Origin of the sequence: Streptomyces sp. 2A115 (genome assembly GCF_052245575.1) — a bacterium.
Classification (GTDB): Bacteria; Actinomycetota; Actinomycetes; order Streptomycetales; family Streptomycetaceae; genus Streptomyces.
Map to the genome: position 1 here is coordinate 35,349 of NZ_JBQQCG010000075.1, position 22,524 is coordinate 57,872.

The 22,524-nt window shown below is 71.1% G+C and carries 18 protein-coding genes; 7 read left to right on the forward strand and 11 right to left on the reverse strand.

All coding sequences use genetic code 11. The features are described from left to right. Positions 1-221: 221 nt before the first annotated feature. From ACTWQR_RS42545 to ACTWQR_RS42555, 3 genes are read right to left on the reverse strand one after another with little or no spacing between them, the layout of a single operon-like run. Positions 222-1,517, reverse strand: coding sequence for an ABC transporter substrate-binding protein (locus ACTWQR_RS42545; protein ID WP_443232638.1), 1,296 nt, complete (start codon positions 1,515-1,517; stop codon positions 222-224). A 41-nt stretch (positions 1,518-1,558) separates the two neighbouring features. Continuing rightward, entirely contained in the window at positions 1,559-2,425 is an 867-nt protein-coding gene (locus ACTWQR_RS42550) for a carbohydrate ABC transporter permease (protein WP_443232655.1), read from the reverse strand. Between the two features lie 17 nt (positions 2,426-2,442). Continuing rightward, positions 2,443-3,393 carry a carbohydrate ABC transporter permease gene (locus ACTWQR_RS42555; RefSeq protein ID WP_443232639.1) on the reverse strand — a complete coding sequence of 317 codons (951 nt, stop codon included), beginning with the start codon at positions 3,391-3,393 and terminating at the stop codon, positions 2,443-2,445. Between the two features lie 192 nt (positions 3,394-3,585). Here ACTWQR_RS42555 and ACTWQR_RS42560 point away from each other — a divergent pair, with 192 nt between their 5' ends. Next, complete coding sequence (locus ACTWQR_RS42560; protein WP_443232640.1) at positions 3,586-4,449, forward strand: phosphotransferase enzyme family protein; 864 nt, start codon at positions 3,586-3,588, stop codon at positions 4,447-4,449. A gap of 157 nt (positions 4,450-4,606) precedes the next feature. Here the strand turns inward: ACTWQR_RS42560 and ACTWQR_RS42565 are convergent, their stop codons facing one another. After that, positions 4,607-5,509, reverse strand: coding sequence for a LysR family transcriptional regulator (locus ACTWQR_RS42565; RefSeq protein ID WP_443232641.1), 903 nt, complete (start codon positions 5,507-5,509; stop codon positions 4,607-4,609). A gap of 92 nt (positions 5,510-5,601) precedes the next feature. On the opposite strand from ACTWQR_RS42565, the gene ACTWQR_RS42570 reads away from it, so the two are divergent. Then, positions 5,602-6,663: a DMT family transporter gene (locus ACTWQR_RS42570; RefSeq protein WP_443232642.1), complete on the forward strand. Its 1,062-nt coding sequence runs from the start codon at positions 5,602-5,604 to the stop codon at positions 6,661-6,663. Then, positions 6,546-7,184: a YbaK/EbsC family protein gene (locus ACTWQR_RS42575; RefSeq protein WP_443232643.1), complete on the forward strand. Its 639-nt coding sequence runs from the start codon at positions 6,546-6,548 to the stop codon at positions 7,182-7,184. The genes ACTWQR_RS42570 and ACTWQR_RS42575 overlap by 118 nt, the downstream gene beginning before the upstream one ends. A gap of 19 nt (positions 7,185-7,203) precedes the next feature. Here the strand turns inward: ACTWQR_RS42575 and ACTWQR_RS42580 are convergent, their stop codons facing one another. The 4 genes from ACTWQR_RS42580 to ACTWQR_RS42595 all read right to left on the reverse strand — a co-directional run bounded on the left by ACTWQR_RS42580 (position 7,204) and on the right by ACTWQR_RS42595 (position 11,606). After that, positions 7,204-7,926, reverse strand: a complete 723-nt coding sequence (locus tag ACTWQR_RS42580; protein WP_443232656.1) for a 3'-5' exonuclease — start codon at positions 7,924-7,926, stop codon at positions 7,204-7,206. Positions 7,927-8,036: 110 nt separating this feature from the next. After that, positions 8,037-9,269 (reverse strand): SAV2148 family HEPN domain-containing protein, encoded by a 1,233-nt coding sequence (locus tag ACTWQR_RS42585; RefSeq protein ID WP_443232644.1) that lies wholly within the window; start codon positions 9,267-9,269, stop codon positions 8,037-8,039. Between the two features lie 102 nt (positions 9,270-9,371). Beyond that, positions 9,372-10,700 (reverse strand): copper amine oxidase, encoded by a 1,329-nt coding sequence (locus tag ACTWQR_RS42590; protein ID WP_443232645.1) that lies wholly within the window; start codon positions 10,698-10,700, stop codon positions 9,372-9,374. A gap of 84 nt (positions 10,701-10,784) precedes the next feature. Continuing rightward, entirely contained in the window at positions 10,785-11,606 is an 822-nt protein-coding gene (locus ACTWQR_RS42595; protein ID WP_443232646.1) for a Tat pathway signal sequence domain protein, read from the reverse strand. A 177-nt stretch (positions 11,607-11,783) separates the two neighbouring features. Here ACTWQR_RS42595 and glgX point away from each other — a divergent pair, with 177 nt between their 5' ends. The 3 genes from glgX to ACTWQR_RS42610 all read left to right on the forward strand — a co-directional run bounded on the left by glgX (position 11,784) and on the right by ACTWQR_RS42610 (position 17,930). Then, positions 11,784-13,892, forward strand: a complete 2,109-nt coding sequence (gene glgX, locus ACTWQR_RS42600; RefSeq protein ID WP_443232647.1) for a glycogen debranching protein GlgX — start codon at positions 11,784-11,786, stop codon at positions 13,890-13,892. Positions 13,893-14,083: 191 nt separating this feature from the next. Next, positions 14,084-16,498: a malto-oligosyltrehalose synthase gene (gene treY, locus ACTWQR_RS42605; RefSeq protein WP_443232648.1), complete on the forward strand. Its 2,415-nt coding sequence runs from the start codon at positions 14,084-14,086 to the stop codon at positions 16,496-16,498. Positions 16,499-16,649: 151 nt separating this feature from the next. Then, positions 16,650-17,930 carry a M14 family zinc carboxypeptidase gene (locus ACTWQR_RS42610; RefSeq protein WP_443232649.1) on the forward strand — a complete coding sequence of 427 codons (1,281 nt, stop codon included), beginning with the start codon at positions 16,650-16,652 and terminating at the stop codon, positions 17,928-17,930. 31 nt (positions 17,931-17,961) lie between these two features. Here the strand turns inward: ACTWQR_RS42610 and ACTWQR_RS42615 are convergent, their stop codons facing one another. The 3 genes from ACTWQR_RS42615 to ACTWQR_RS42625 form a co-directional block, all read right to left on the reverse strand. Further along, positions 17,962-18,378 (reverse strand): SSI family serine proteinase inhibitor, encoded by a 417-nt coding sequence (locus tag ACTWQR_RS42615; RefSeq protein WP_443232650.1) that lies wholly within the window; start codon positions 18,376-18,378, stop codon positions 17,962-17,964. A gap of 41 nt (positions 18,379-18,419) precedes the next feature. Continuing rightward, on the reverse strand, positions 18,420-19,781 hold the full coding sequence (locus ACTWQR_RS42620) for a M14 family zinc carboxypeptidase (protein ID WP_443232657.1): 1,362 nt from the start codon (positions 19,779-19,781) through the stop codon (positions 18,420-18,422). A 219-nt stretch (positions 19,782-20,000) separates the two neighbouring features. After that, positions 20,001-20,552, reverse strand: coding sequence for an FHA domain-containing protein (locus tag ACTWQR_RS42625; RefSeq protein ID WP_443232651.1), 552 nt, complete (start codon positions 20,550-20,552; stop codon positions 20,001-20,003). A gap of 181 nt (positions 20,553-20,733) precedes the next feature. Between ACTWQR_RS42625 and treZ the strand changes: the two genes are divergently transcribed. After that, entirely contained in the window at positions 20,734-22,479 is a 1,746-nt protein-coding gene (gene treZ, locus ACTWQR_RS42630; RefSeq protein ID WP_443232652.1) for a malto-oligosyltrehalose trehalohydrolase, read from the forward strand. Positions 22,480-22,524 lie beyond the last annotated feature (45 nt).

A 22,524-nucleotide genomic window follows, 5' to 3' on the forward strand; every position in this document is an offset into this window, starting at 1 on the left:
GGCAGAGCCGTCAGCGGACGTGGATCCCCGGGCCGGTCAGGGCACCGGGGGCGCGACGCATCCGGATGGAGTACGTGCAGCCCCGGCCGTGACCGGAGAAGAAAATCGCGTTGATACCCACGAGCAGCACGCTAGGCGGGCCCGGAGCGGACGGACAACCGGTTTTCTCGCGCCCCGCGGCGCGGCCGCGGTCCCGTGACAGCGCGCAACGCTGATGGCACTCAACGCTGATAGCGAGCCAGCACCAGGTTCCCGTCCTCCACCAACCGCTCGCGCAACTCTCCCAGCCCGATGGCCCCGCTGTAGTACTCCTGGAGCGCGGGAGTCGCGACCTTGTCCTTCCACTCCGCGTAGCCTCGTACGGACTGAGCGGGCGCCGACCGAAGATGCGCGGCAAGCGCCGTACCCGTCGCCCACCCGTGCTCCTCGGTGTGCAGCGCGGGATCCCGGAGGGCCTCCGTGCCGGTCGGCAGCATCCAGTCGCCGAGCGCGAGCCCCACCATGTTCGCGGGCCGGAGCAGGAAGTCGATGAACTCGACGGCCTCCTTCTTGTGCGGGCTGTCCTGCGCAACGGACAGCGTCTGCGGACTCACGCCCTGACTCGGCCCGTCGGCGCCCGCCGGCGCGGGCAGCACCTGCCAGTCGAACCCCTTGGGTGCCTGCTGCACGATCTGCTGCCGGTACGAGAACCCGAGCGGGACCATCGCGTACTTCCCGCCGAAGAAGCCGGGCAGCGTGTCGGAGCCACCGCTGCCGAGAGTCGAACTGGACGCGCTGCCATCGGTGTTCACCTGGTCGTGGATGGTGCGCGGCACCACCTCGTCGGCCTCGCCGAAGCGGATCCGTACCTTGCCGTCCGCTTCCCGGTGGAACAGCTGCCCGCCACTCGACAGCGACAGGTTGAGCGTGGCCGAGACGGGTTCCTTGAGCGGCCAGGCCACGCCGTACTTCCCGTCCCCATCGCTCAGTTCGTCGGTGATCCTCCGGAACTCGCCCCAGCTCCACGGCTTTTCGGGCGTCGGAACGCGTACGCCGGACTCCTTGAGCCACGTGGCGTTGGCGATGAGGACGCGCGGCTCCTGGAGGAACGGCACGCCGTAGATCCCGTCCCCGAAGGTCACGGTCTCCCAACTCCGCTGCGGAATATCGGACTTGAGCCGCTCGGACAGGAGGTCGCGCAGATCCGCGAGATACCCGCCGTAGGCGAAGTCCGCGAGGTCGTCCGACGCGTCATGGATGATGTCCGGCGCCTCACCGCCCTCGAAGGAGGTCAGCAACTGGTCGTGGACGCTGTCCCAAGTCCCCTGTACATACTCGACCTTGACGTCCGGGTGACTGGCGTTCCACTCCTCCACCAGCTCCTTGTTGGCGTCGACGGACTCCTTCTGCCAGGCCAGGGACTGGAAGCGGAGGGTGACGCGGCCGTCCGCCGAGCCACGGTCGTCGCCGGAGCAGGCGGAGGTGCCGGTGAGCAGGAGCCCCACGACGACCAACGCGGTGAACCATCTCGTACGCATCAGCCCCGTACACGTCCTCGTACACGTCAGCCTCGTACACATCAGCTCTTCACCGCCCCGGCGAGCATGCCGCTCGTGATCCGTTTCTGGATGACCGCGAAGACGACCAGCGACGGCAGGGTCGCCAGGAACGCGGCCGCGGCCAGCGGCCCGAGATCCGCGACTCCCTCCGCACCGAGGAAGTGCGTGAGGACGACCGGCAAAGTCTGTTTCTCCGGGGTCTTGAGCAGGACGAGGGCGAAGAAGAACTCGTTCCAGGCGCTGATGAACGCGAACAGCGCCGTGGCCGCGATGCCCGGCGCCAGCAGTGGCGCGGTGATCGAGACGAGCGTCCGCACCTTGCCCGCGCCGTCCACCGCCGCCGCTTCCTCCAGCTCGGTCGGCAAGGCCCGTACGTACCCCACGAGCATCCACAACGCGAACGGCAGCGCCCACACCACGTACACCATGACCAGCCCCGGTACGGAGTTGATCAGCCGGAGGTTCTTCAGGACCAGGAACAGCGGGATGATCACCAGCACGAACGGGAACGCCTGGCTGACCACGACCCACCCCGTCGCCGCCTTCGCGAGCCGTGTCCGGTGCCGGGCCATGACGAACGCCATCGGGGTCGCGATCAGTACCGCGATCACCGCCGCCCCGAGCGCCGCGACCAGGGAGTTGAGCGCGGCGTCCGGGAGCGGCTGCTCGTCGAAGGCCTGCCGGAAGTTGGCGAGGGTCGGGTCCTTGGGGATCCACGTCGGGTGCAGAATGCCCAGTTCGCGCGGCGGCTTGAACGCCGTGGAGACAAGCCAGAGGAAGGGGAAGGTCAGGAAGACGAGGTACGCGAAGAGGGCAAGGTACTGACCCACGCGGGCCTGCTTGCTGGTCCGGAGGCCGGAAACCCCTTTGCCCGTACGGGAGTTCATTGCCCTCATGCGCGACGTCACGCGTCCTCGCCTCCCCTCAGCCGGCCGACCAGGTAGAAGGCGAGGATCACCGAGATCACCGCGACCATCACGCACCCCATCGCCGCCGCGTAGCCGAACTGGCCGTAGCGGAAGGCCTCTTCGTACGCGAACAGCATCGGCAGCCGGGTGCGGCCGCCCGGGCCACCGTTGGTCAGTACGTACACCAGGGCGAACGAGTTAAAGTTCCAGATCAGGTTGAGCGCGGTGACGGCTAGCGCGACCGGCTTCAGGGCGGGCCAGGTGACCGTGCGGAAGCGGCGCCAGGCACCGGCGCCGTCCATCGCAGCCGCCTCGTGGAGTTCACGCGGGGTGTTCTGCAGTCCGGCGAGCAGGGCGACCGTCGTCTGGGGCATGCCCGCCCAGACGCCGACGACGATCACCGCGGGCAGGGCGGTCGCCAGGCCGCTCAGCCAGTCGCGGCCGTCGCCGAGACCCAGGTCGCGGATCGTCTCGTTGAGGATGCCCGCGTCCGCGTTGTAGACGAGCCGCCACATGATGCCGACCACGACCTCGGGCATGGCCCACGGGATGATGGCGAGGGCCCGCGCCAGCCAGCGCAGCCTCAACTCCTGGTTGAGCAGGAGCGCCAGGCCGAGCGCGAGCAGGAACTGCGGGACCGTCACGCCCACGGCCCACAGCAGACCGATCTGGAACGAGTCCCAGAACAGCGTGTCGTGCAGCACGTCCTGGAAGTTGAGGGTCCCGATCCACTGCGTGGGCTCGGTCCGGCCCGACTGGGAGTCGGTGAACGCCAGCGCGATCCCGTAGAGGAGCGGTCCCACGCTGAGCACCAGGATCGGGATCAGCGCGGGCAGCACCAGGAACCAGGCGCCGTGGTCGACGGGACGGCCGCCCGGGCCGCCGCCGCCGGCTCCCGCTTTCGGCGCACGTTTCGTTGACCGCGTCCTCGCCGTCGCCAATGTCACGGAGTCGGCTCCTTTTGGGCGGCTCATGGTGGTCTGGCCCGCCTGACGGCCTCCGTCATGGTCGTGAAGCCCGAGTAGGTCGTCAAGGCACCGCGCACACGGTCCGACCTGTGCGAATGCGACACTGACCGACGGATGGCGTGAACACGACGCCGTACGCGCGCCATACGCGCAAGGACACGGAGGTGCAGGATGGACGAGGCACAGGCGCGGGACGTGCTGGCCGCGGCGGACGTACTGCCCGGTCCGGCGCGGGACGCACAGCTCCTCGCCCTGGGCGAGAACGCGGTGTTCGCCGCCGGTGACCTGGTGGTCAAGGTGGGCCGCAGCGCCGAACTCCTCGACCGCGCGCGCCGGGAGCTGGACATCGCGGTCTGGCTGGCCGACGCGGGCGTCCCCGCGGTGCGCGCCGCCGAGACCGAGCCACTGTTGGTGAACGGTCACCCGGTGACGGTGTGGCACCGGCTGGCCGATCCCGTACGCCCCGCCGAGCCCCGCGATTTGGCCGAACTACTGCGGGCGGTGCACGCGCTTGCGGCCCCCTCTTTCCCTTTGCCGCCCCGCGAGCTGCTGAACGGCGTGGAACGCTGGCTGCGGCTCGCGGGCGAGGCGATCGACCCGGCGGACGCCGCGTATCTGCGCGAGCGCCGGGACGGTTTCGCGGTGGCCGCCGCCGCGTTGATCCCGCACCTTCCTCCCGGCCCGATCCACGGCGACGCCCTCCCCCGCAATGTCCACGTGGGCCCCGACGGCCCGGTCCTGGTCGACCTGGAGACCTTCTCCGCCGACCTTCGCGAACACGACCTGGTGGTCATGGCCCTGTCCCGCGACCGATACGGGCTGGCGGCCGAGGCGTACGACGCGTTCACGGAGACGTACGGCTGGGATGTGCGCGAGTGGGACGGCTGCGGCGTGCTGCGCGGGGCGCGCGAGACGGCCAGCTGCGCCTGGGTCGCCCAGCACGCGCCGAGCAATCCGAAGGCGCTGGCGGAGTTCGAGCGCCGGGTGGCGTCGCTGCGGGACGGCGACGAAACGGTTCGCTGGTATCCCTTCTGAGCGGGTCCGGGGAAGCGCGCTGCGGTTCGGGTGCGCCCCGAAGGGGCGCGGGGCTGTGACATGTGCGGCTCCGCCGCGTGGGCGCGACCAGCCACGACGCACTCGCAGACGAAAACGCTGCTGTGGCGGACTTTCCGCGGAGCACTCGGACAGCCGGTCAGCCTCGCCCACGGATCGTCCCGGCTGCCCGGTGCAGCTCGGCGAGCACCGTGCGTACGGCCTTTCGCGCCGTGCGCTCCGGACGGTGAAGCGCGTCGATGTGCCGCCGGGCCTGGACGCCGCTGAGCGGCTTGAGCACCAGCGCGGGATGCGGGCGGGTGGTCCAGCGGGGCATCAGGGCGACGCCCCCGCCGGCGGCCACGGCCTCGGCGACCACGGCGAACTCGTTGATGCGGTGGGCGAGCTGGAGCCGCCGGCCCGCCGCGGTGGCGATGGCCTCGATAGTGGCCATGAGCGGGAAGCCGTCGTGCACGGTGATCCAGGGCTGATCGGCCACATCGCGCGGCACGAGCCGCCGCTTGGCCGCCAGGGGGTGGTCCGCGGGCATGGCCACATCGAGCGGTTCACGCAGGAGCGTGGTGGCGGTCACGGTACGCGACCACGGCGGGGCGTGTTCGAGGCGGTGGGCCAGCACGAGGTCGTACTCCCGGGTCAGCGGCGGGAAGTCGTCCTGCGCGACGTCCTCGTCGGCGAGGGAGAGCCGAGGCCCGCCGGGCGCGGCCAGACCCCGTAGCAACAACGGAAAGAACGCCGAGCCCGCGCTGTGGAAGGCCGCCACCGACACCTCGCCGTCCGGCCGGTCGACGAACTCGGCGACCGTGTGCCGCGCGCGCTCCAGGGCCGTCTCCACCTCGATCGCCGCGCCTGCCAACGCCTGCCCGGCATCGGTGAGCACCAGCCGCCGCCCCTCGCGCTCGGTGAGCGGGACGGAAATCGCGCGCTGCAGCAGCCGCAGCTGCTGGGAGATCGCCGAGGGCGTCACCAGCAGGGCCTCGGCGACCGCCGTGACACTGCCCAGTTCGCCCAGCTCACGGAGGATGCGCAGCTGCCGTTCGTCCATGCCCTCAGCCTAGAGATCAATGTAGGGAAGCTAAAGGGTCGCTTAAGAAGTTGGCTCTGGGCTTCAGGGATACAGGGGTGCAGGGTAGGCGGGTGCCCGATGCCCGCCGTACCGATGCGGTACTTCTCCTTGTCGCCCTCGTCTGGGGTTCCAGCTATCTCTCCGCCCAGACGGCCACCGCCGTACTCCCCGTCCTGGTGGTGCTGTTCGCCCGGTACGCGCTGTCCGCGCTCGCGTGTCTGGGACTGGTCGCGGCCCGACCGGGGTCCGGCGGGTGGACCCGGGACGAGCTCCGGGTCGGTGTGCCCCTGGGGGTGACGCAGGCGGCCGTCCTGGTAGTGGAGACGTACGGCGTCGCCCACACGAGTGCCGCCAACGCGGGCCTGATCATCAGCCTGACGATCGTGCTCACTCCCCTCCTCGACCGCACGGGTCACCACGGCGGCCTGCCCCTCTCCTTCTACGCGGCCGCAGGCGTGTGTCTGCTGGCCGTCGGCCTCCTCATGTCGGGCAACGGTTTCCACGCTCCCCGCCTCGGCGACCTGCTGATGCTCGCCGCCGCGGTGGTACGGGCGGTGCACGTCGCGCTCGTCGGCCGACTCACCGCGCACCGCGCGATCCGCCCGCTCCAACTGACCACCGTGCAGACCCTTGTCGGCTCGGCGCTGTTCGTCGTACCCGCCGCCGGCGACCTGCCGGCCCTCGCCCATGTCGGTGCCGCCGGCTGGGCGCAGCTGCTCTATCTCGCCCTGTTCTGCAGCGTGTTCGCCTTCCTCGCGCAGACCTGGGCCGTCCAGCGCACGTCGGCCAGCCGCGCCAGCCTGCTGCTGGGTACCGAACCGGTCTGGGCCGTGGTGATCGGTATCGGCCTCGCAGGCGAACGCTTCACCGTGCTCACCGGTCTCGGCGCGGCCCTGATGGTCGCCGGAACGTACTGGGGCCAGGCCGTCGAACGCGCCCACCGCCATCCCACGAAGACCCCGGACAACACGCAGAGCCCCGAAGAAAGCAACGCAGAGAACGAAGAGGCCCCCGCATGCCTGACACCGACACCGACACCGACACCGACACCGGCACCGGCACCGGCACCGGCAGCAACACCCACGACCACGACGACACCCACGCCCACGCCCACGACACCTACGACCGTCTGATCACCCTGCTCGACACCTCCTCCATCGCCTACGAACTCATCGACCACGAGCCGGAAGGCAGCACCGAGGCCGTCTCAGCGCTGCGCGGCCACCCGGAGTCCGAGGCCGCGAAGTGCATCGTGCTCAGGGTCAAGGTCGACCGCCGGACCACGCGCCACGTCCTCGCTGTCGTCCCCGGAGACCGACGCGTGGACCTCGACGCCATCCGCGCGCTCTACACCGCCCGCTACGCCGGATTCACTGACGCGGCCACCGCCGAGCGGCTGGCGCAGGCCGTCCCAGGCACCGTCCTCCCGTTCAGCTTCGACCCCAGCCTCGAACTCGTCGCCGATCCGGAGGTCGTCGCCCAGCCGCGTCTCTACTTCAACGCCGCCCGCCTCGACCGCTCCCTGGCCATGTCCGGCCCCGACTACGCCCGGCTCGCCGAGCCACGGGTCGAGCGCATCGCGAGTCCGAGTCCGAACGCGAGCACACCGGGCACGACCCCGAACCCGAGCCCGCCGAGCACGACCTCGGTGTGACCGACCCGCTCAGCCCCCGTCAGACCCGCTCGTCCGCCAAGTCCCGCACCGGCCACGTCCCGTCCACCACCGCGTTCGGGTCGCCCTTGCGGCGCAGGAAACTCTGGAAGTCGGCCGCCCACTCCGCGTACCACTCGATCTGGCGGCGGTGCAGCTCCGCCGGGCCGAGCGCCGCGACCTTGGGGTGGCGGCCGGCTATCGCGTGGGCGAGGCGGGCCGCGGCCAAAGCGTCCGCCGAGGCGTCGTGGGCGGATTCGAGCGCGACCCCGTACTCCCCGCAGACCGCTTCGAGGTTCCGTTTGCCGCGGCGGTAGCGGTCCACGGAGCGGTCGATCGTGTACGGGTCGATGACCGGCGCGGGAGCGAGGCCGCCGAGCCGCTCGCGCAGCGACGGCAGTTCGTACCGCCGCAGCTCCGCGGAGAGCAGGGTCAGGTCGAAGGCCGCGTTGTAGGCGACGACCGGCACGCCCGTCTGCCAGTACGAGACGAGGACCGCGGCGATCGCGTCGGCCACCTCGTCGGCGGGCCTGCCCTCGGCCGCCGCCCGTTCGTTGCTGATCCCGTGCACCGCCACCGCGTCCGCCGGAATCTCCACCCCCGGATCGGCCAGCCATTCGCGGCTCCCGACCGGCTCTCCGCCCCTGACCTCGATCACCGCTCCCGTGACGATGCGCGCCTCGCGCGGATCGGTCCCGGTCGTCTCCAGGTCGAAGCCGATCAGCAGCTCCCCGTGCCAGCCCATGCCGGCCCCCTTCTTCATGGTGCGTTCCCCCAGTGACCACCACGATCCCATGTGCCACTGACAATCCGAGGACCGCGTTCCGCTTAGCGGTGGCCCGGGAGGGGGAGTTGTCAGGACACAGGCCGTGAATCAGCCCAAGCCACCTCGAACTCCTCGCGGTACGTCCCGAAAAGGCCTTCTTCACCGGCATCGTCCGGCTTGAGCACTCGCGCCCCGCCGCGCAGCACGAGCACCGGCGCCTCCATCCCGCGCGTCCGGCGCAGGTAGGACTGCACGACCGCGACCCCGTCCGAGCCGTCCCCGTCGACGAGGTACGCCGTGAAGCGGGGCGTCTCGTCGTAGACCTGGATCTCGAAGGCGCCGGGGTCGCGGAGTCGGGCGCGGACCCGGCGCATGTGCAGGATGTTCATCTCGACGGAGCGGCTCAACTCGCCTCTCTTTATGCCGAGTTCACGCTCGCGCCGCTTCACCGCGCTGGAGGCGGGGTTCAGGAAGAGCAGCCGGACCCGGCACCCGGACTCGGCCAGTCGCACGAGCCGCCGCCCGGAGAAGTTCTGCACGAGGAGGTTCAGACCGATGCCGATGGCGTCGAGGCGACGCGCGCCGCCGAAGAGGTCCTCGGCGGGGAACTGCCGCAGCAGGCGCACCCGGTCAGAGTGCACGCCCACCACGTCCGCGTACCGGTCGCCGACCAGATTCTCGACGGCGTCGACGGGCAGCCGCCGCGCCGACGGTACGTCGCTGCCCGCGCCGAGTATCTCCAGGAGCTTCGCGGAGGCGCGCTCGGCCTGGGCGAGGACGGCCTCGGAGAGGGCGCGGTTGCGGGAGACGACGTTGCGGGTGACTTCCAGTTCGTCCAGGGCGAGTTCGACGTCCCGGCGCTCGTCGAAGTACGGCTCGAAGCACGGCCAGTGCTGCACCATCAGCTCGCGCAGCTGGGGCAGGGTGAGGAAGCTGAGCACGTTGTCGTCGGCGGGGTCCAGCAAGTAGCCCTTGCGGCGGCTGACTTCGCGTACCGCGACGGCGCGCTGCACCCACTCCTGGCCGGCGGGTCCGGCGGCGGCGACCACCCAGTCGTCCTCGCCGTGGACCGGTTCGTAGATCGGGCGCAGAACGGCGGCCACGACGGCGCGCAGCCGCTGTTCGACCAGGTTCAGCCAGATGTAGGCCCGCCCGGCCCGCTGGGCGCGCGTACGCACCTCGCGCCAGGCGTCGGCGCCCCAGTCCAGTTCCGCTCCGATCTCCATCGGGCGTGCCAGGGACACCGCTCCGGGCGGGGCATCCGAGGAGTTCCCCTCGTGACCTCCGTCACCAGGGGGCAACTCCAGCCCTCCGGACCCCACCCGCGCACCGCCTTCCGCTCCCCCGAGCACTCCCCCAGCCAACGATCAAGGAAGGGTACTCCGGGAGCGGTCGGCGGTGCAGCCGGATGGACAGGTAGTTTCTCAACTACCGGATTCCACATGCCCGTTCTGGTCGGCGAGCTCCGGCGGGGTGAGCGGATTCATAGCGGTGACGTCCCGCGGGGCGATCGAGAAGCCCTGCCAGTGGACCGGCATGGGCTGCTGGTCCTCGTCCCGGGCGACGTGGTGGAAGCCCACGTTGACCCAGGCCACGGGGTGCGTGAGGGCCTGTCCGTTGACCCACTTGTCGACGGACTTGCCGCCTCCGGTACCGCAGTTGCGCAGGTTGTTGCTGGCGAACTGCTCGCACTTCTTGTACTGGGTGAAGTAGACGTCGTGCTTGGTGTAGCTGCGGCCCGGGTACTTGGTGGTGGCGCCCGGCACGAACTCGTACGAACGGGCGTGGTTGTCCTTGTTCTTGCCGACCGTGCTGACCACGCGCCACCAGCGCATGTTCTTGGCGTCGCCGGCGAGTTCCTTGGTGACCTTCGTGCGGGTGGTCTTGTTGCGCGGGGCCGCGCCGCCCGACGCGGGCGGGCTGACCACGGAGTCGTACTGCTCGACGTTGTTCTTCGAGGAGCCGTCGAGGCCGAAGTTGAGCCGCCAGAAGACGTTGTGGCTGTGGCTGGTGGCGTAGTCCTTGGCGCCCTTGCCGATCGGCCAGCCGCGGCCGTCGCCGGCGTCGTAGTCCTCGGGCGCGAGGGTGCCGGTGGCGCCGACGTTCATGTTGATCGTGCCGTCGTCCTGGAAGCGCCACTCGGTCATGTACTCGTACCAGCCGACCTGGTTGACCGTGTAGACGAGCAGGTCCTTGCCCTGCTTCTGCCAGACCTTGTTCGCCGAGTCGCCCTGCATACGGTAGGCGTGGCCTCGCGCGCGGGTCGTGGTGCACAGGCCCTTGACGTTCGGGTTCGCCGGGTCCCCGTCCGGGACCTTGACGGTCTTGATGGTGCCGCCGGGGCACTCTCCGGGGGCCAGGTTCATCAGGCCCGTTCCGAAGCCGAAGCCCGTGAGGTCGTCGTACTCGACCGAACCGTCGTCGTAGGGGACGTGGATCTGGCCGAGCTTCCCGCTGGTCAGGACGCGTATGGGACGGGCTTCACCCTTGGGCTGGTACGAGACGTTCTCCAGGACGAGCCCGGCCTCGCTCTCGTAGTGCCAGCACATCGTCCAGGTGGTGCCGGTGGAGAGTTTCTGCTCGATCTTGTACGCCGCGCTGCAGTCGGCGGCCGCCGCGGGGGCGGCCTTGGGTGCTGCCTCGGGCTGGGCGACGGCCGGTCCCGCGGACGTAGCGGCGCCGACGGTCAGGGCGGCCACGGAGAGGCCCACCATCGTCCGCCCGCGGGCGCGGCTGATTCTGTTCACGCGCATTAAGAAATGACTCCCTTACAGAGGAGCGTGAGTTGGGAAAGTGAACTCAGGGCGATGAACGAAGGTCGCTGACTGGAGACCCGTTCAGCCGATCCTGGTGACCTTGCGGGCGCTCAGGTCGACCACCAGGTCACGGCTGTCGATCCAGGGCCCGTTCTTGACCTTCACGAAGAGTCGCAGGCAGCGGTGCTCGCCGCAGTCGGCGATGGCGGCCGGCATGCCCGGGCTCGCCCGGAAGACCATGCTGCTGAGCGTCAGCTGGTCAGGAGTGGTCAGCTCCTTGCCGGTGGCGTCCTTGTAGTCCGCCTTCAGGCCGGCGCCGAGCGGGTCGGCGATCAGGAGCTGTGTGGCCTCGATGGTCTCGGCGCGGCTGAGCGGCGGCTGAACGCCCTGCTGGGTGTCGGTCCCCTCGACCTTGCCGGTGTCGAGGTTGACGGTCTTGGTGACGAGCGAGTCGTCCTTGTAGTCGTAGAACGACACGTCGGCGCGGCGCGGCGCGTCGGGGTCGTCCAGTTCGTCCGCCTCGGGCTCGGCGAGGTTGACGGTGATCCGCTGCGGGCCCCGGTCCCCTTCGACGTTCTCGCTGGTGCGCAGCAGCTGCCGGTCCAGGGCGAGCTGCTCGACGCGCTTGGTCTCGTCGTCGGTGAGCGGGTCACGTCCCTTGCCCGTGTCACCGTCGGCGGGGGCCTGCTCGACGACGCCCGGCTGCACTGCGGTCTGGCCCTGGCCCTGGCCTTGATCCTGCCCCGCCTGCTGGGAGGTCTGGCCGGCTCCCTGGCCACTGCCCGAGTCGTCGGCGCCCGCCGAACCCGGCAGAGTGATCGCGACCATCACGGCGGTCCCGGCGACCGCGATGCCCGCGCCCGCCATCACCTTGCCCAAATGGCGGTGCACTATGTTGCGCACATTCCCCCCACTCCTCCTATTGCCCTAGGAGTCCCTTGAATCCCACTGGTCGGCATACCTCGTATGCACGGGTCAACCGGTAAGAGGGAGGTAAGTCATAGGTGGTTCCATCACTTTCGGGGAGACTCGGGCGGGAGTCGCCCCACGCGGCATCGCACAACTGGAAGAGTTGCATCCATGCAGGTCTGGCCTGGACAGGCGTACCCACTCGGTGCCACGTACGACGGCGCCGGCACCAACTTCGCGGTCTTCTCGGAGGCCGCGGACCGAATCGAACTGTGTCTGCTGCACGACGACGGCTCCGAGACGGCCATAGAGCTGCGCGAGAGCGACGCGTTCGTACGGCACGCGTACCTGCCCGGCATCATGCCGGGCCAGCGGTACGGCTTCCGCGTGCACGGCCCGTACGCGCCGGAGCGCGGGCAGCGCTGCAATTCGGCGAAGCTGCTGCTCGACCCGTACGCGCGCGCCATAAGCGGTGGCATCGAGTGGGGCGAGGAGGTGTACGGCTATCACTTCGGGTCGCCGAACAAGCGCAACGACCTGGACTCGGCTCCTCACACGATGACCTCGGTGGTGGTCAACCCGTACTTCGACTGGGGCGACGACCGGCGCCCGCGCACCGAGTACCACCACACGCTGCTCTACGAGGCCCATGTGAAGGGTCTGACGATGCGGCACCCGGGGCTGCCCGACGAACTGCGCGGCACGTACGCGGCGCTCGCGCATCCGGCCATCATCGAACACCTGACCGAGCTGGGCGTCACGGCACTGGAGCTGATGCCCGTTCACCAGTTCGTGAACGACCACCGTCTGGTGGACATGGGCCTCAACAACTACTGGGGCTACAACACGATCGGCTTCTTCGCCCCCCACAACGCGTACGCCTCCTGGGGTGACCGCGGGCAGCAGGTCCTGGAGTTCAAGTCGGCCGTACGAGCGCTGCACGAGGCCGGTATCGAGGTCATCCTGGACGTGGTCTACAACCACACGGCCGAGGGCAACCACCTGGGGCCGACGCTGTCCTTCCGGGGCCTCGACAACGCCTCGTACTACCGGCTCACGGACGATCCCCGCTACTACATGGACACCACGGGGACGGGCAACTCGCTGCTCATGCGCTCCCCCCACGTGCTGCAGCTGATCATGGACTCGCTGCGCTACTGGGTCACCGAGATGCACGTCGACGGGTTCCGCTTCGACCTCGCGGCGACCCTGGCCCGCCAGTTCCACGAGGTGGACCGGCTGTCGTCGTTCTTCGACCTGGTACAGCAGGACCCGGTGGTCTCCCAGGTGAAACTGATCGCGGAGCCCTGGGACGTGGGCGAGGGCGGCTACCAGGTGGGCAACTTCCCGCCGCTGTGGACCGAGTGGAACGGGAAGTACCGCGACACCGTACGGGACATGTGGCGGGGCGAGCCGCGCACGCTCGCGGAGTTCGCGTCCCGGCTGACGGGGTCGTCGGACCTCTACCAGGACGACGGGCGCCGACCGCTGGCCTCGATCAACTTCGTGACCTGCCACGACGGCTTCACGCTGAACGATCTCGTGTCGTACAACGAGAAGCGCAACGACGCCAACGGCGAGGACAACCGCGACGGCGAGAGCCACAACCGGTCGTGGAACTGCGGGGTCGAGGGCGAGACCGACGACCCGGAGGTCCTCGAGCTACGGGCACGTCAGATGCGGAACTTCACCGCGACACTGCTGCTCTCCCAGGGCGTGCCGATGCTCAGCCACGGCGACGAGTTCGCGCGCACGCAGCGCGGCAACAACAACGCGTACTGCCAGGACAACGAGCTGGCCTGGGTGCCGTGGCCCGAGGACGGCAGCGAGTTGCTGGAGTTCACGCGCGAGATGGTGCGGCTGCGCCGCGAGCACCCCGTGTTCCGGCGGCGTCGGTTCTTCCACGGCCGGCCCGTGCAGGGCACCCACGACGAGCTGTCGGACATCGCCTGGTTCACCCCCGCGGGTGAGGAGATGACCCAGCGCGACTGGAACTCGACGCAGGCGCGTGCGCTGTCCGTGTTCCTCAACGGCAACGCGATCTCCGAGCCGGGCCCGCGCGGTGAGCGCATCTGCGACGACTCGTTCCTGCTGATGTTCAACGCCTCACCGAAGACGACCGAGTTCGTGGTGCCGGTCAATCACGGGCGGCAGTGGCAGGTCGTGGTCGACACGGCCCGCTCGGAGGGGGTGGACCCCGCGACGGCGGCGAAGGTGAAGGCGGGCGACCGGCTGTCGCTGGTGGACCGGAGCATGATGGTCCTCCAACGACCTGCCTGAACTGATGGGCAAAGTCCGACGGTTCCCCGCGCCCCTCAAGGGGCGCGGGGCTGCAACATCATGCGGCTCCGCCGCGTGGGCGCGCCCAGCCACAACGGACCCGCGGCTTCAGTACTGCCTTCACTGCCCTTCCCGCGGAGCGGTGGCGTGTCGATGACACGAAAGGCCGCTGGGCGGGTACGTAGGTTCCCATGACACCTGAGCGTCCCGATCCGGTGGCCCCCGCCGTGCCGACCGCCACCTACCGGCTGCAGCTGCAGCCGGAGTTCCCGTTCGCGGCGGCCGAGGCGGCCGTGCCGTATCTGGCCTCGCTCGGGGTCTCCCATCTGCATCTGTCGCCGGTCCTGGAGGCCGTTCCGGGGTCGGGGCACGGCTACGACGTCGTGGACCACGCGCGCGTGCGCGGCGAACTGGGCGGCGAGGCGGGGCTGCGGTCGCTGTCGCGCACCGCGCGGGAGCACGGTCTGGGCCTGGTGGTGGACATCGTGCCGAACCACATGGCGATGGCTCCGCGTCACAACCGCGCCCTGTGGGAGGTGCTGCGCGAGGGCCCGGACTCGCCGTACGCGCGCTGGTTCGACATCGACTGGCAGGCCCAGGAAGGGCGGATGCTGCTGCCGGTGCTCGGCGGGCCGCTCGGCGCGGAGCTCGGCCACCTGGAGGTCGACGGCGACGTCCTGCGCTACTACGACCACGCGTTCCCGCTGCGCGCCGGCACCGAGCACCTGCCCCTGACTGAGCTGGTGGACGCGCAGTGGTACCGCCTGGCGTGGTGGCGGCTGGCCCGTACCGAGCTCAACTACCGCCGCTTCTTCAGCATCTCGGAGCTCATCGGGGTGCGCGTCGAGGACCCGGAGGTGTTCGCGGCCACGCACGCGAAGATCCTTGAGCTGCTGCACGAGGGCGTGGTCGACGGCCTGCGGATCGACCACCCGGACGGCCTCTCCGACCCGGACGCGTACCTCCGCCGCCTCCACGAGGCGACGGGCGGCCGCTGGACCGTGGTCGAGAAGATCCTCGCGGACGGCGAACCGCTGCCCGCCGCCTGGCCGGTCGCGGGCACCACCGGCTACGACGCGCTGCGGCACGTGGACGGCCTCTTCACGGACCCGGCGGGCGCCGGGGAACTCCTCGGCCAGTACCGGCGGTACGCGGCCCCTCAAGCCGACCGGGGCGGCGTCTGGGAGGCGACGGTGCGGCGGGCCGCGTACAAGGTGGTCCATCACGAGCTGGCCACCGAGATCGACCGCCTCACCCGCGAGGCGAGCCGCCTGTGCCGCACCTCGCCCGACCCGGCGCTGCGCGACCACGCCCCCTGGGCCCTGCGCACCGCGCTGCGGGAGCTCCTGGTCCGCCTCGAGGTCTACCGGCCCTACGCCTCCGGCGACGCCGCGTCCGTCGTCACCGAGGAGGCCGCGGAGGAGGCCCGGCAGGCCTTCCGGGTGCCCGAGGAGGCACACGCGGTGGATCTCGTACGGGATTTCGTGCTCGGCCGGATCGGCGACGGGCCCGCCTACGAGGGGTTCCGGGCCCGGTTCGCGCAGACAGCGTCGGCGCTGCGGGCGAAGTCCGTGGAGGACACGGCGTTCTACCGGTACGTGCCGCTGCTGTCGGCGACCGAGGTGGGCGGCGAGCCGGTGTCCCCGGCCGTGTCCCCGGAGGTCTTCCACGCCTACTGCGCGCGCGTGCAGCGTGACTGGCCGGCCACCGGCACCGTGCTGTCCACCCACGACACGAAGCGCAGCGCCGATGTACGGGCGGCGATCTCGGTGCTCACACAGGTCCCGCTGCGCTGGGCCGACCTGCTCGCCGAGGTGACCGGGCGGACGGCGGTCGATGGACTGGCGGCGCCCGATCCCCAGGTGGCCTGGGCCGCGTGGCAGACCGCCGTCGGACTCGGTCCCGCCGCCGAGGAGCGGCTCCAGGGCGCGTTGCTGAAGCATGTCCGGGAGGCGGGTCTGGTCACCGCGTGGACCGAGCAGGATCCCGCGTACGAGGCCTCTGTGACGGCTTTCCTGAAGGCGGGGCCGTGCGGGGCGCCCGGGCAGCGCGTGGCCGGGTTCAGGAGCTCCCTGGAGCCGTACGTGCGGGCGAACGTCCTGGGGGCCGCGCTCGTCCACCTGACGATGCCGGGTGTGCCGGATCTCTATCAGGGCACGGAGGTCGAGTACCGGGCCCTGGTGGACCCGGACAACCGGCGGCCCGCGCACTTCCCGCCGAAGGACTCGGAGGGCCTGTCCGCCGAGAAGGCCGCGCTCACGACGACCGCGGTGCGGCTGCGCGGGCGGCGGCCTTCCGCGTTCGGCGAGGCGGCGACGTACACGCCGCTCCTCGCGGAGGGCCCGGGTGCCGCCCACTGTGCGGCGTTCGTGCGCTCCGGAGAGGTGATCACAGCCGTCACGCGGCTGTCGCTGCGCCTGGAGGAGGCGGGTGGCTGGCGCGACACGGTGCTTGCGCTGCCGGCGGGGCGGTGGGCCGATCTGCTCACCCCGGGGCGGGAGTTCACGGGACACGCGCGCGTGGAAGCGCTTTTCGAGCCGCTGCCCGTGGTGCTCCTGGAGCGGGTCGGTGACGGCTCCGACTCCGGCTCCGGGGAGGGAGCGTGATCAGGCACTCCGGAGCGCGTCGCCGACTTGGTCCCCCCTGCTGGCGGTAAATGCTGCTGGGCGCCCCCTGAAGGCGCCCCTTCACGTCCTTGACAGGTCACCAGGACCGTGGACTACTGCGGATTGCGACGCCGGGCGGACCAAGACGGGGGTGAGTCTCCTGCCGGAGCTGCGCTACCCCAGTGTGACCGAACTCGTCTCCTCCGCCCGGGCGTTGGCGGCCCACCGGCCGGGTCTCTGCTCCCTCAGACAGGTCGGCGCCTCGCGCGCGGGCCGGCCTCTGAACCTGCTCTCCGTGGGCCACGCCGAGCGTTCCGTGCTGGTCGTCGCGGGCGCCCACGCCAATGAGCCCACCGGCGGCTCCACCCTCCTGTCGCTGGCCGAACGGGTCCAGCGCGACCGGCAGTTGCGGGTCGACGCCTCCTGGCACTTCCTGCTCTGCGCGGACCCGGACGGCGCCAGCCTCCATGTGACGCCGGCGCCGCGCACACTGTTCGACTACCACCTCGGCTTCTTCCGCCCGGCCGGCCCCGAACAGCCCGAGTGGTCCCCGTCCGTGCTGCCGCCCGACCGGCTGCCGCCCGAGACGCGCGCCCTCACCGGGGTCATCGACGAACTCCGCCCCTACCTCCAGGTGTCCCTCCACGGCACCGATCTGGGCGGCAGCTGGGTGCAGCTGACGAAGGACATCCCCGGCCTCGCCGAGCCGTTCGCCAAGTCCGCGGCGGAGCTGCACATCCCGGTCGAGACGGGCGCCTCGGACGCAGCCGGCTGGCCGGCCTCCGGTCCCGGTGTGCACGTGATGCCCGCGCCCGGCACGGACGCGGCATACCCGAGCATGCCCGACGACGCCCGGCACAGCACCTGGTACCACGCACACCGGTACGGCGGCCTGACCGCGGTCGTCGAGGTACCGATGTGGGCGAGCGACCTGGTGGACGACCCCGCGCCGCATCCCGCCCCGGCGGCGGCGATGCGACGCCTGGCGCTCCGGCTCCGCCAGGACGCGCTCCAGGTGGAGAGCGTCCTGGCCGAGGCGCTGCCACGTCTTCCGGGGCCCGACGGCCCTCTCCTGCGCGCCGCCAAGTGGGCGCTGGAACTGGTGCCGGGGCTGGCCGGCGACTGGGTCCGGACGCCGCCCGCGGACACGACGATGGCGTACCTCAGCAGTGTCGACGCGTTCGGCCGCCGGCTCCCCCTGCGGGCGGCGGCGATGCTCCTGCGGGTCCTCCAGGAGACCGACGACCGGGCGGCGCCCCACCTGGAACGGCTGGTCGCGTCCTGGAGCGAGGACTTCGCCGAACACTTCCGGGCGCGCTGGGTGCCGTTGGAACACCAGATCGAGCACCAGAGCCGCACAGTGATGGCGGCTGCGCGGCACGCGCGGGGCGGGGCAGGGCGGCCTGAGGCACGCACGCGTGGAGGCCGATGACGGCCACGCGCGTGCCTCACTTCCCGGTGGCTCAGTCCGCCAGCGCGAACACCCCTCCCGTCTGTGCCGCCATCACACAGGAGTTGGAGAAGGTCTTCTTGTAGGTGACCGGGCGGCCGCCCCACTCTCCGCGCGCGGACACGGTCACCGGGGCGTAGATCATCGGGCAGTAGCCGTCCTTCGGCGGGATGCGGCCGACGTCACCGTCCGCGGTCCGGAGCTCCTCGCAAGCCGGTACCGCCTGCGCGTGTCCCCGGGGCGGATCGCAGCGCAGCAGTGTGCCGCGAGGGGTGCCCGAGCGGGTGTCGTCGCCACTGGTGACCGTGACGTAGAGCCAGTCGTCGGGGATCGCCCCGTGGGGGGCCGCCTGAACCGGGACCGCTGCCGCGGCGAGCAGGGCACACGCCGCCAGCAGACCGTTGCGTACCGCTTTGATGGTTGTAGTCATGCCCTATGCATCGGCACGGCGGGCCCCGGAACCCACCGGACTCACTCGAACGGCACTTCGGCCCTCGCCGGGGGCGCGTCGATCGGACGCGCGCCGGGCCGCGCCCCGGGGACACGCCGCTGGGCCAGTTCGAACGCGGCGAGCACCACCCGCGCCTGGTACTCGACCTGCCGCGCGACGGGGATCCAGCGCGCCCCGTGCCCGTCGTGGTAGTCCGCGCACCACTCGTCGATGAGCCGGTCGAGGTCCGCCGTCGCGCCGGACGGGTCGTGCCCCGCGACGGTCACGAGCTGGTGGAGCAGCCCAGCGGTGCGCAGCGCTATCCGCCGGGCGGAGATGCGCAGGGCGGTCAGGCGGGCGGTGTTGAGCGGCGGCAGCGTACGTGCGCCGCCGTCGGCGTCCGGCTCCGTGTCGGGGTCCCAGGAGTCGGCGAGGCCGGGGCATACCAGTAGGTAGTCGTCGACGGGCGCGAGGAGACGGTCCGCGTCAGGAACCGTGTCCAGGGTGGGGCGGATGCGGGCCAGCAGGCCCTCCAGAAGCTCCGTGTCACGCCGCAGCGTGCGGCTGACGCTCCGGAGGACCCCTTCGGCGTCCGCGGGCGCCGTGCCGTCCGCCACGGCCGCCACGCCCCACATGGGGGCCTCGACGACCGCGGTCACCGTGCCGTACTGGTGCGGGTGGAACCATGTGGACTCGACCGCCGCCTCCGTTATGGCCGCCGCCAGGTCTCCGTGCCGCGGGGGCGGGATCCGGTAGACCGCGGGTCCCAGGGTGGGCCAGTACAGCGTGTCGTACGGGCCGAGTTCGAGCGGGATGCCCAGGCGGGCCGCGGTGTGCGCGAGGCGCGGGGCGAGGCCGGGCAGGTCGCGGGTCAGCTCGACGAAGCCGCCGCCCACGTCGACGCCGTGCAGGGAGCACTGGAAGAATGGCCGCAGTTCGTCCTGCAGGCCGAGCAGGGCGCGGGTCTCCGGAAGCGCGGCCCCGTCCGCTCCGTCGGGCAGCCACTCGGGCTGTTCCAGGAAGCCGGGGCGGAAGAAGTTCCGGAAGTAGTGGCCGAGGGTGTACGGGCCCGGCAGCCAGCCCTCGTTGCGGCGCGAGCCGTCGGGGTCGAGGCACAGCAGCAGGTTCCAGGTCACGTCGGCGCCGTCGCACAACCGGGGGTCGGCGAGGGTCCGTTCGGCCAGCCGCAGGGCGGTGGCGCCGCCCACCGGCTCGTTGGAGTGGGGGCCCGCGACGATCAGGGCCTGCCGGCTGCCGTGTCCGACGGACAGCAGCCACAGCGGAAGTCCGGCCCGCGACGTGCCCACTTGGCGCAGTCGGGCATCCCGTGGGCGGCGGGCGACGAGCGCGGCCGCCCGGACGCCCAGTTCGTCGACGGACGGGTAACGGAGGAGTGCCGGCAGGGTCTTACCTCCGCTGCGAGTGGGCCCGTCGGTTCACTTGGTGTGCATGGTGTACGCACAGTGAGTCATGGCTGGGAAGGTACGTCAACACCGCCGCAGCGGCAGGAACTTCGGCCGCTGTGGAGCCGCTCGGCGGAAGCTGCGGTTCCGCCGGTCGGGCGGGCGTGACCTTCGGCCAGGGGTGGCGGGCGTGTCCCTGGCCAAGGAGCGGGCGTGGCCTTAATTCGCCGCGAGCCGGAACGTCATCCGGCCGAAGCTGACCTGATCGCCGACCTGGACGACGGCGGCGCCGATCACGCGCCGCCCGTTCACGGACGTGCCGTTGGTCGAGCCGAGGTCGCGCAGTACCCACAGGCCGCCCTGGCGGGTGAGTTCGGCGTGCACCCGGGACACCGTCTCGTGGCTGAGCCTGAGGCCGTTGGCGGGATCACGGCCGATGCGCAACGGGTACCGGCTGTCCGGCCGGGGCAGCAGCAACTTGGGGAGCCGCTCGGCCTGCCAGGCCCTGCGCAGCCGTACGGTGAAGCCGGAGACCGCCTCGACCGTGCCGAACAGCATCCGCGACCAGCGGCTCTCGGTGTGCAGGTCGGCGGTGAGCACGGCGAGCTCGTCGAGGGTACGGGCGGCGAACGCCAGCTCCATCCGCCGGACGAACGTGTCGTGCGAGAGCCGCCCCAGGGCAGCGCCCTCCCGGAGCGCTTTCAGCGCCCTGTCGCGCTCGGCGTCCGACAGCCGCGCGGGATAGGTGTGGAACTCGGAGGACGACGTCACGGAGCTGATTGTCTGGCAGCACGGCCGGGGTGTCCAGAAAACGCAGCAGTTCAGAGGAGTGCGGACATTGCGTTCCGTCCTTTTCAGTCATTCGATCGGCAGGATTCAAAGGTGAATTGATCTCGCGTGACGCACCATGGGACCGGCGACGTCACGGTGAGCAGACGAGGGAGAACCGTCCGTGCAGTTCGAGGTGTGGGCACCACAGGCCGACCGCATGACGCTCCACTGCGCGGACACCACGCGCGCGTTGGAGCCCGATCCGGACCGTCCCGGGTGGTGGAAGGGGCAGGCCGAGGCGGCGGACGGGACGCGGTACGGGTTCGCGGTGGACGACGGCCCGGTGCTGCCCGACCCGCGCTCGCGCCGGCAGCCGGACGGGCCCGACGGGCTGAGTGCGGTGGTCGACCACGAGCGGTACGCGTGGCGCGCCGAGTGGGCGGGACGCGGGCTGCCGGGTGCGGTGCTGTACGAGCTGCACGTGGGGACGTACACGCGCGAGGGCACCCTGGACGCGGCCGCCGAGCGGCTCGGGCATCTCGTGGAACTGGGCGTGACGCACGTCGAGTTGATGCCGCTGTGCCCGTTCCCTGGGCGGCACGGCTGGGGGTACGAGGGGGTGTCGCTGTGGGCCGTGCACGAGCCCTACGGCGGCCCCGAGGCGCTGAAACGCTTCGTCGACCGGGCGCACGAGCTCGGGCTCGGCGTCGTCCTGGACGTCGTGCACAACCACCTGGGGCCGTCCGGCAATTACCTGCCCGTCTTCGGGCCGTACTTCACGGAGACGCATCACACGCCCTGGGGTTCGGCCGTGAACCTGGACGCGCCCGGTTCGGACGAGGTGCGCGCTTACCTGCTCGGCAGCGCTCTGGCGTGGCTGCGTGACTACCGGCTCGACGGGCTGCGCCTGGACGCCGTGCACGCGCTGCGTGACACACGCGCGTGCCACTTCCTGGAGGAGCTGTCGGCCTCCGTGGACGCGCTCTCCGGGGAGCTGGACCGGCCGCTCTCCCTCGTCGCCGAGTCGGACCTGGGCGATCCCCGGCTGATCACGCCCCGCAAGGAGGGCGGGCTCGGGCTGCACGCGCAGTGGAACGACGACTTCCACCACGCGCTGCACACCGCGCTGACCGGTGAGGCGCAGGGCTACTACGCGGACTTCGCCCGGGCCCCGCTCGCCGCCGTCGCGAAAACGGTGACGAGGGGTTTCTTCCACGACGGCACGTACTCGAGCTTCCGCGGCCGGGGACACGGCCGCCCGCTGGACCTCACACGGATCTCCGCGCACCGCCTCCTGGGCTACTCACAGACCCACGACCAGATCGGCAATCGCGCCCAGGGCGATCGGCTCTCGGCCTCCCTCTCTCCCGGTCTGCTGGCCTGCGCGGCCGCGCTGACGCTCACCGGGCCGTTCACACCGATGCTGTTCATGGGCGAGGAGTGGGCGGCGGGCACGCCCTGGCAGTTCTTCACGGACCACACGGATCCCGAGCTCGCGGAGGCCGTACGCCGGGGCAGGCGGCGGGAGTTCGCGGCGCACGGGTGGGCCGAGGAAGACGTCCCGGATCCGCAGGATCCGGCCACCCGCGACCGCTCCTGTCTCGACTGGTCCGAACCGGAAAACGGGCTCCACGCGCGCGTGCTCGCCTGGTACCGCGAACTCATCGCCCTCCGGAACGCCCAGCCCGACCTCTCGGACCCCGACCTCTCGGACGTCAAGGTCGCCTACGACGAAGCCGCCCGCTGGCTCGCCTTCCGCCGCGGTGACGTCCGGGTGGCCGTGAACCTCGACAAGGAGCGCGCGTCGATCCCCCTCGGCACCCGTCCGGCGCGCGTGCTGGCCGCGTGGGAGCCGGTGGGGGTGCCGGGCGCGGACGGGTTGTTGAGCTTGCCGGGCGAGTCGTGCGTGGTGCTGCTGCAGACGTGACGGAGAAGGCTTGGCGGGGCGGGGGGGGGGGTGGAGAACCGCGGG

Coding starts and splice junctions, on each gene's coding strand:
- ACTWQR_RS42615 (WP_443232650.1), bottom strand. CDS start 18,378: ATGACTACAACCATCAAAGCGGTACGCAACGGTCTGCTGGCGGCGTGT.
- glgX (WP_443232647.1), top strand. CDS start 11,784: ATGCAGGTCTGGCCTGGACAGGCGTACCCACTCGGTGCCACGTACGAC.
- ACTWQR_RS42565 (WP_443232641.1), bottom strand. CDS start 5,509: ATGGACGAACGGCAGCTGCGCATCCTCCGTGAGCTGGGCGAACTGGGC.
- ACTWQR_RS42575 (WP_443232643.1), top strand. CDS start 6,546: ATGCCTGACACCGACACCGACACCGACACCGACACCGGCACCGGCACC.
- ACTWQR_RS42590 (WP_443232645.1), bottom strand. CDS start 10,700: ATGCGCGTGAACAGAATCAGCCGCGCCCGCGGGCGGACGATGGTGGGC.
- ACTWQR_RS42560 (WP_443232640.1), top strand. CDS start 3,586: ATGGACGAGGCACAGGCGCGGGACGTGCTGGCCGCGGCGGACGTACTG.
- ACTWQR_RS42550 (WP_443232655.1), bottom strand. CDS start 2,425: ATGAACTCCCGTACGGGCAAAGGGGTTTCCGGCCTCCGGACCAGCAAG.
- ACTWQR_RS42545 (WP_443232638.1), bottom strand. CDS start 1,517: ATGCGTACGAGATGGTTCACCGCGTTGGTCGTCGTGGGGCTCCTGCTC.
- treY (WP_443232648.1), top strand. CDS start 14,084: ATGACACCTGAGCGTCCCGATCCGGTGGCCCCCGCCGTGCCGACCGCC.
- ACTWQR_RS42580 (WP_443232656.1), bottom strand. CDS start 7,926: ATGGGCTGGCACGGGGAGCTGCTGATCGGCTTCGACCTGGAGACGACC.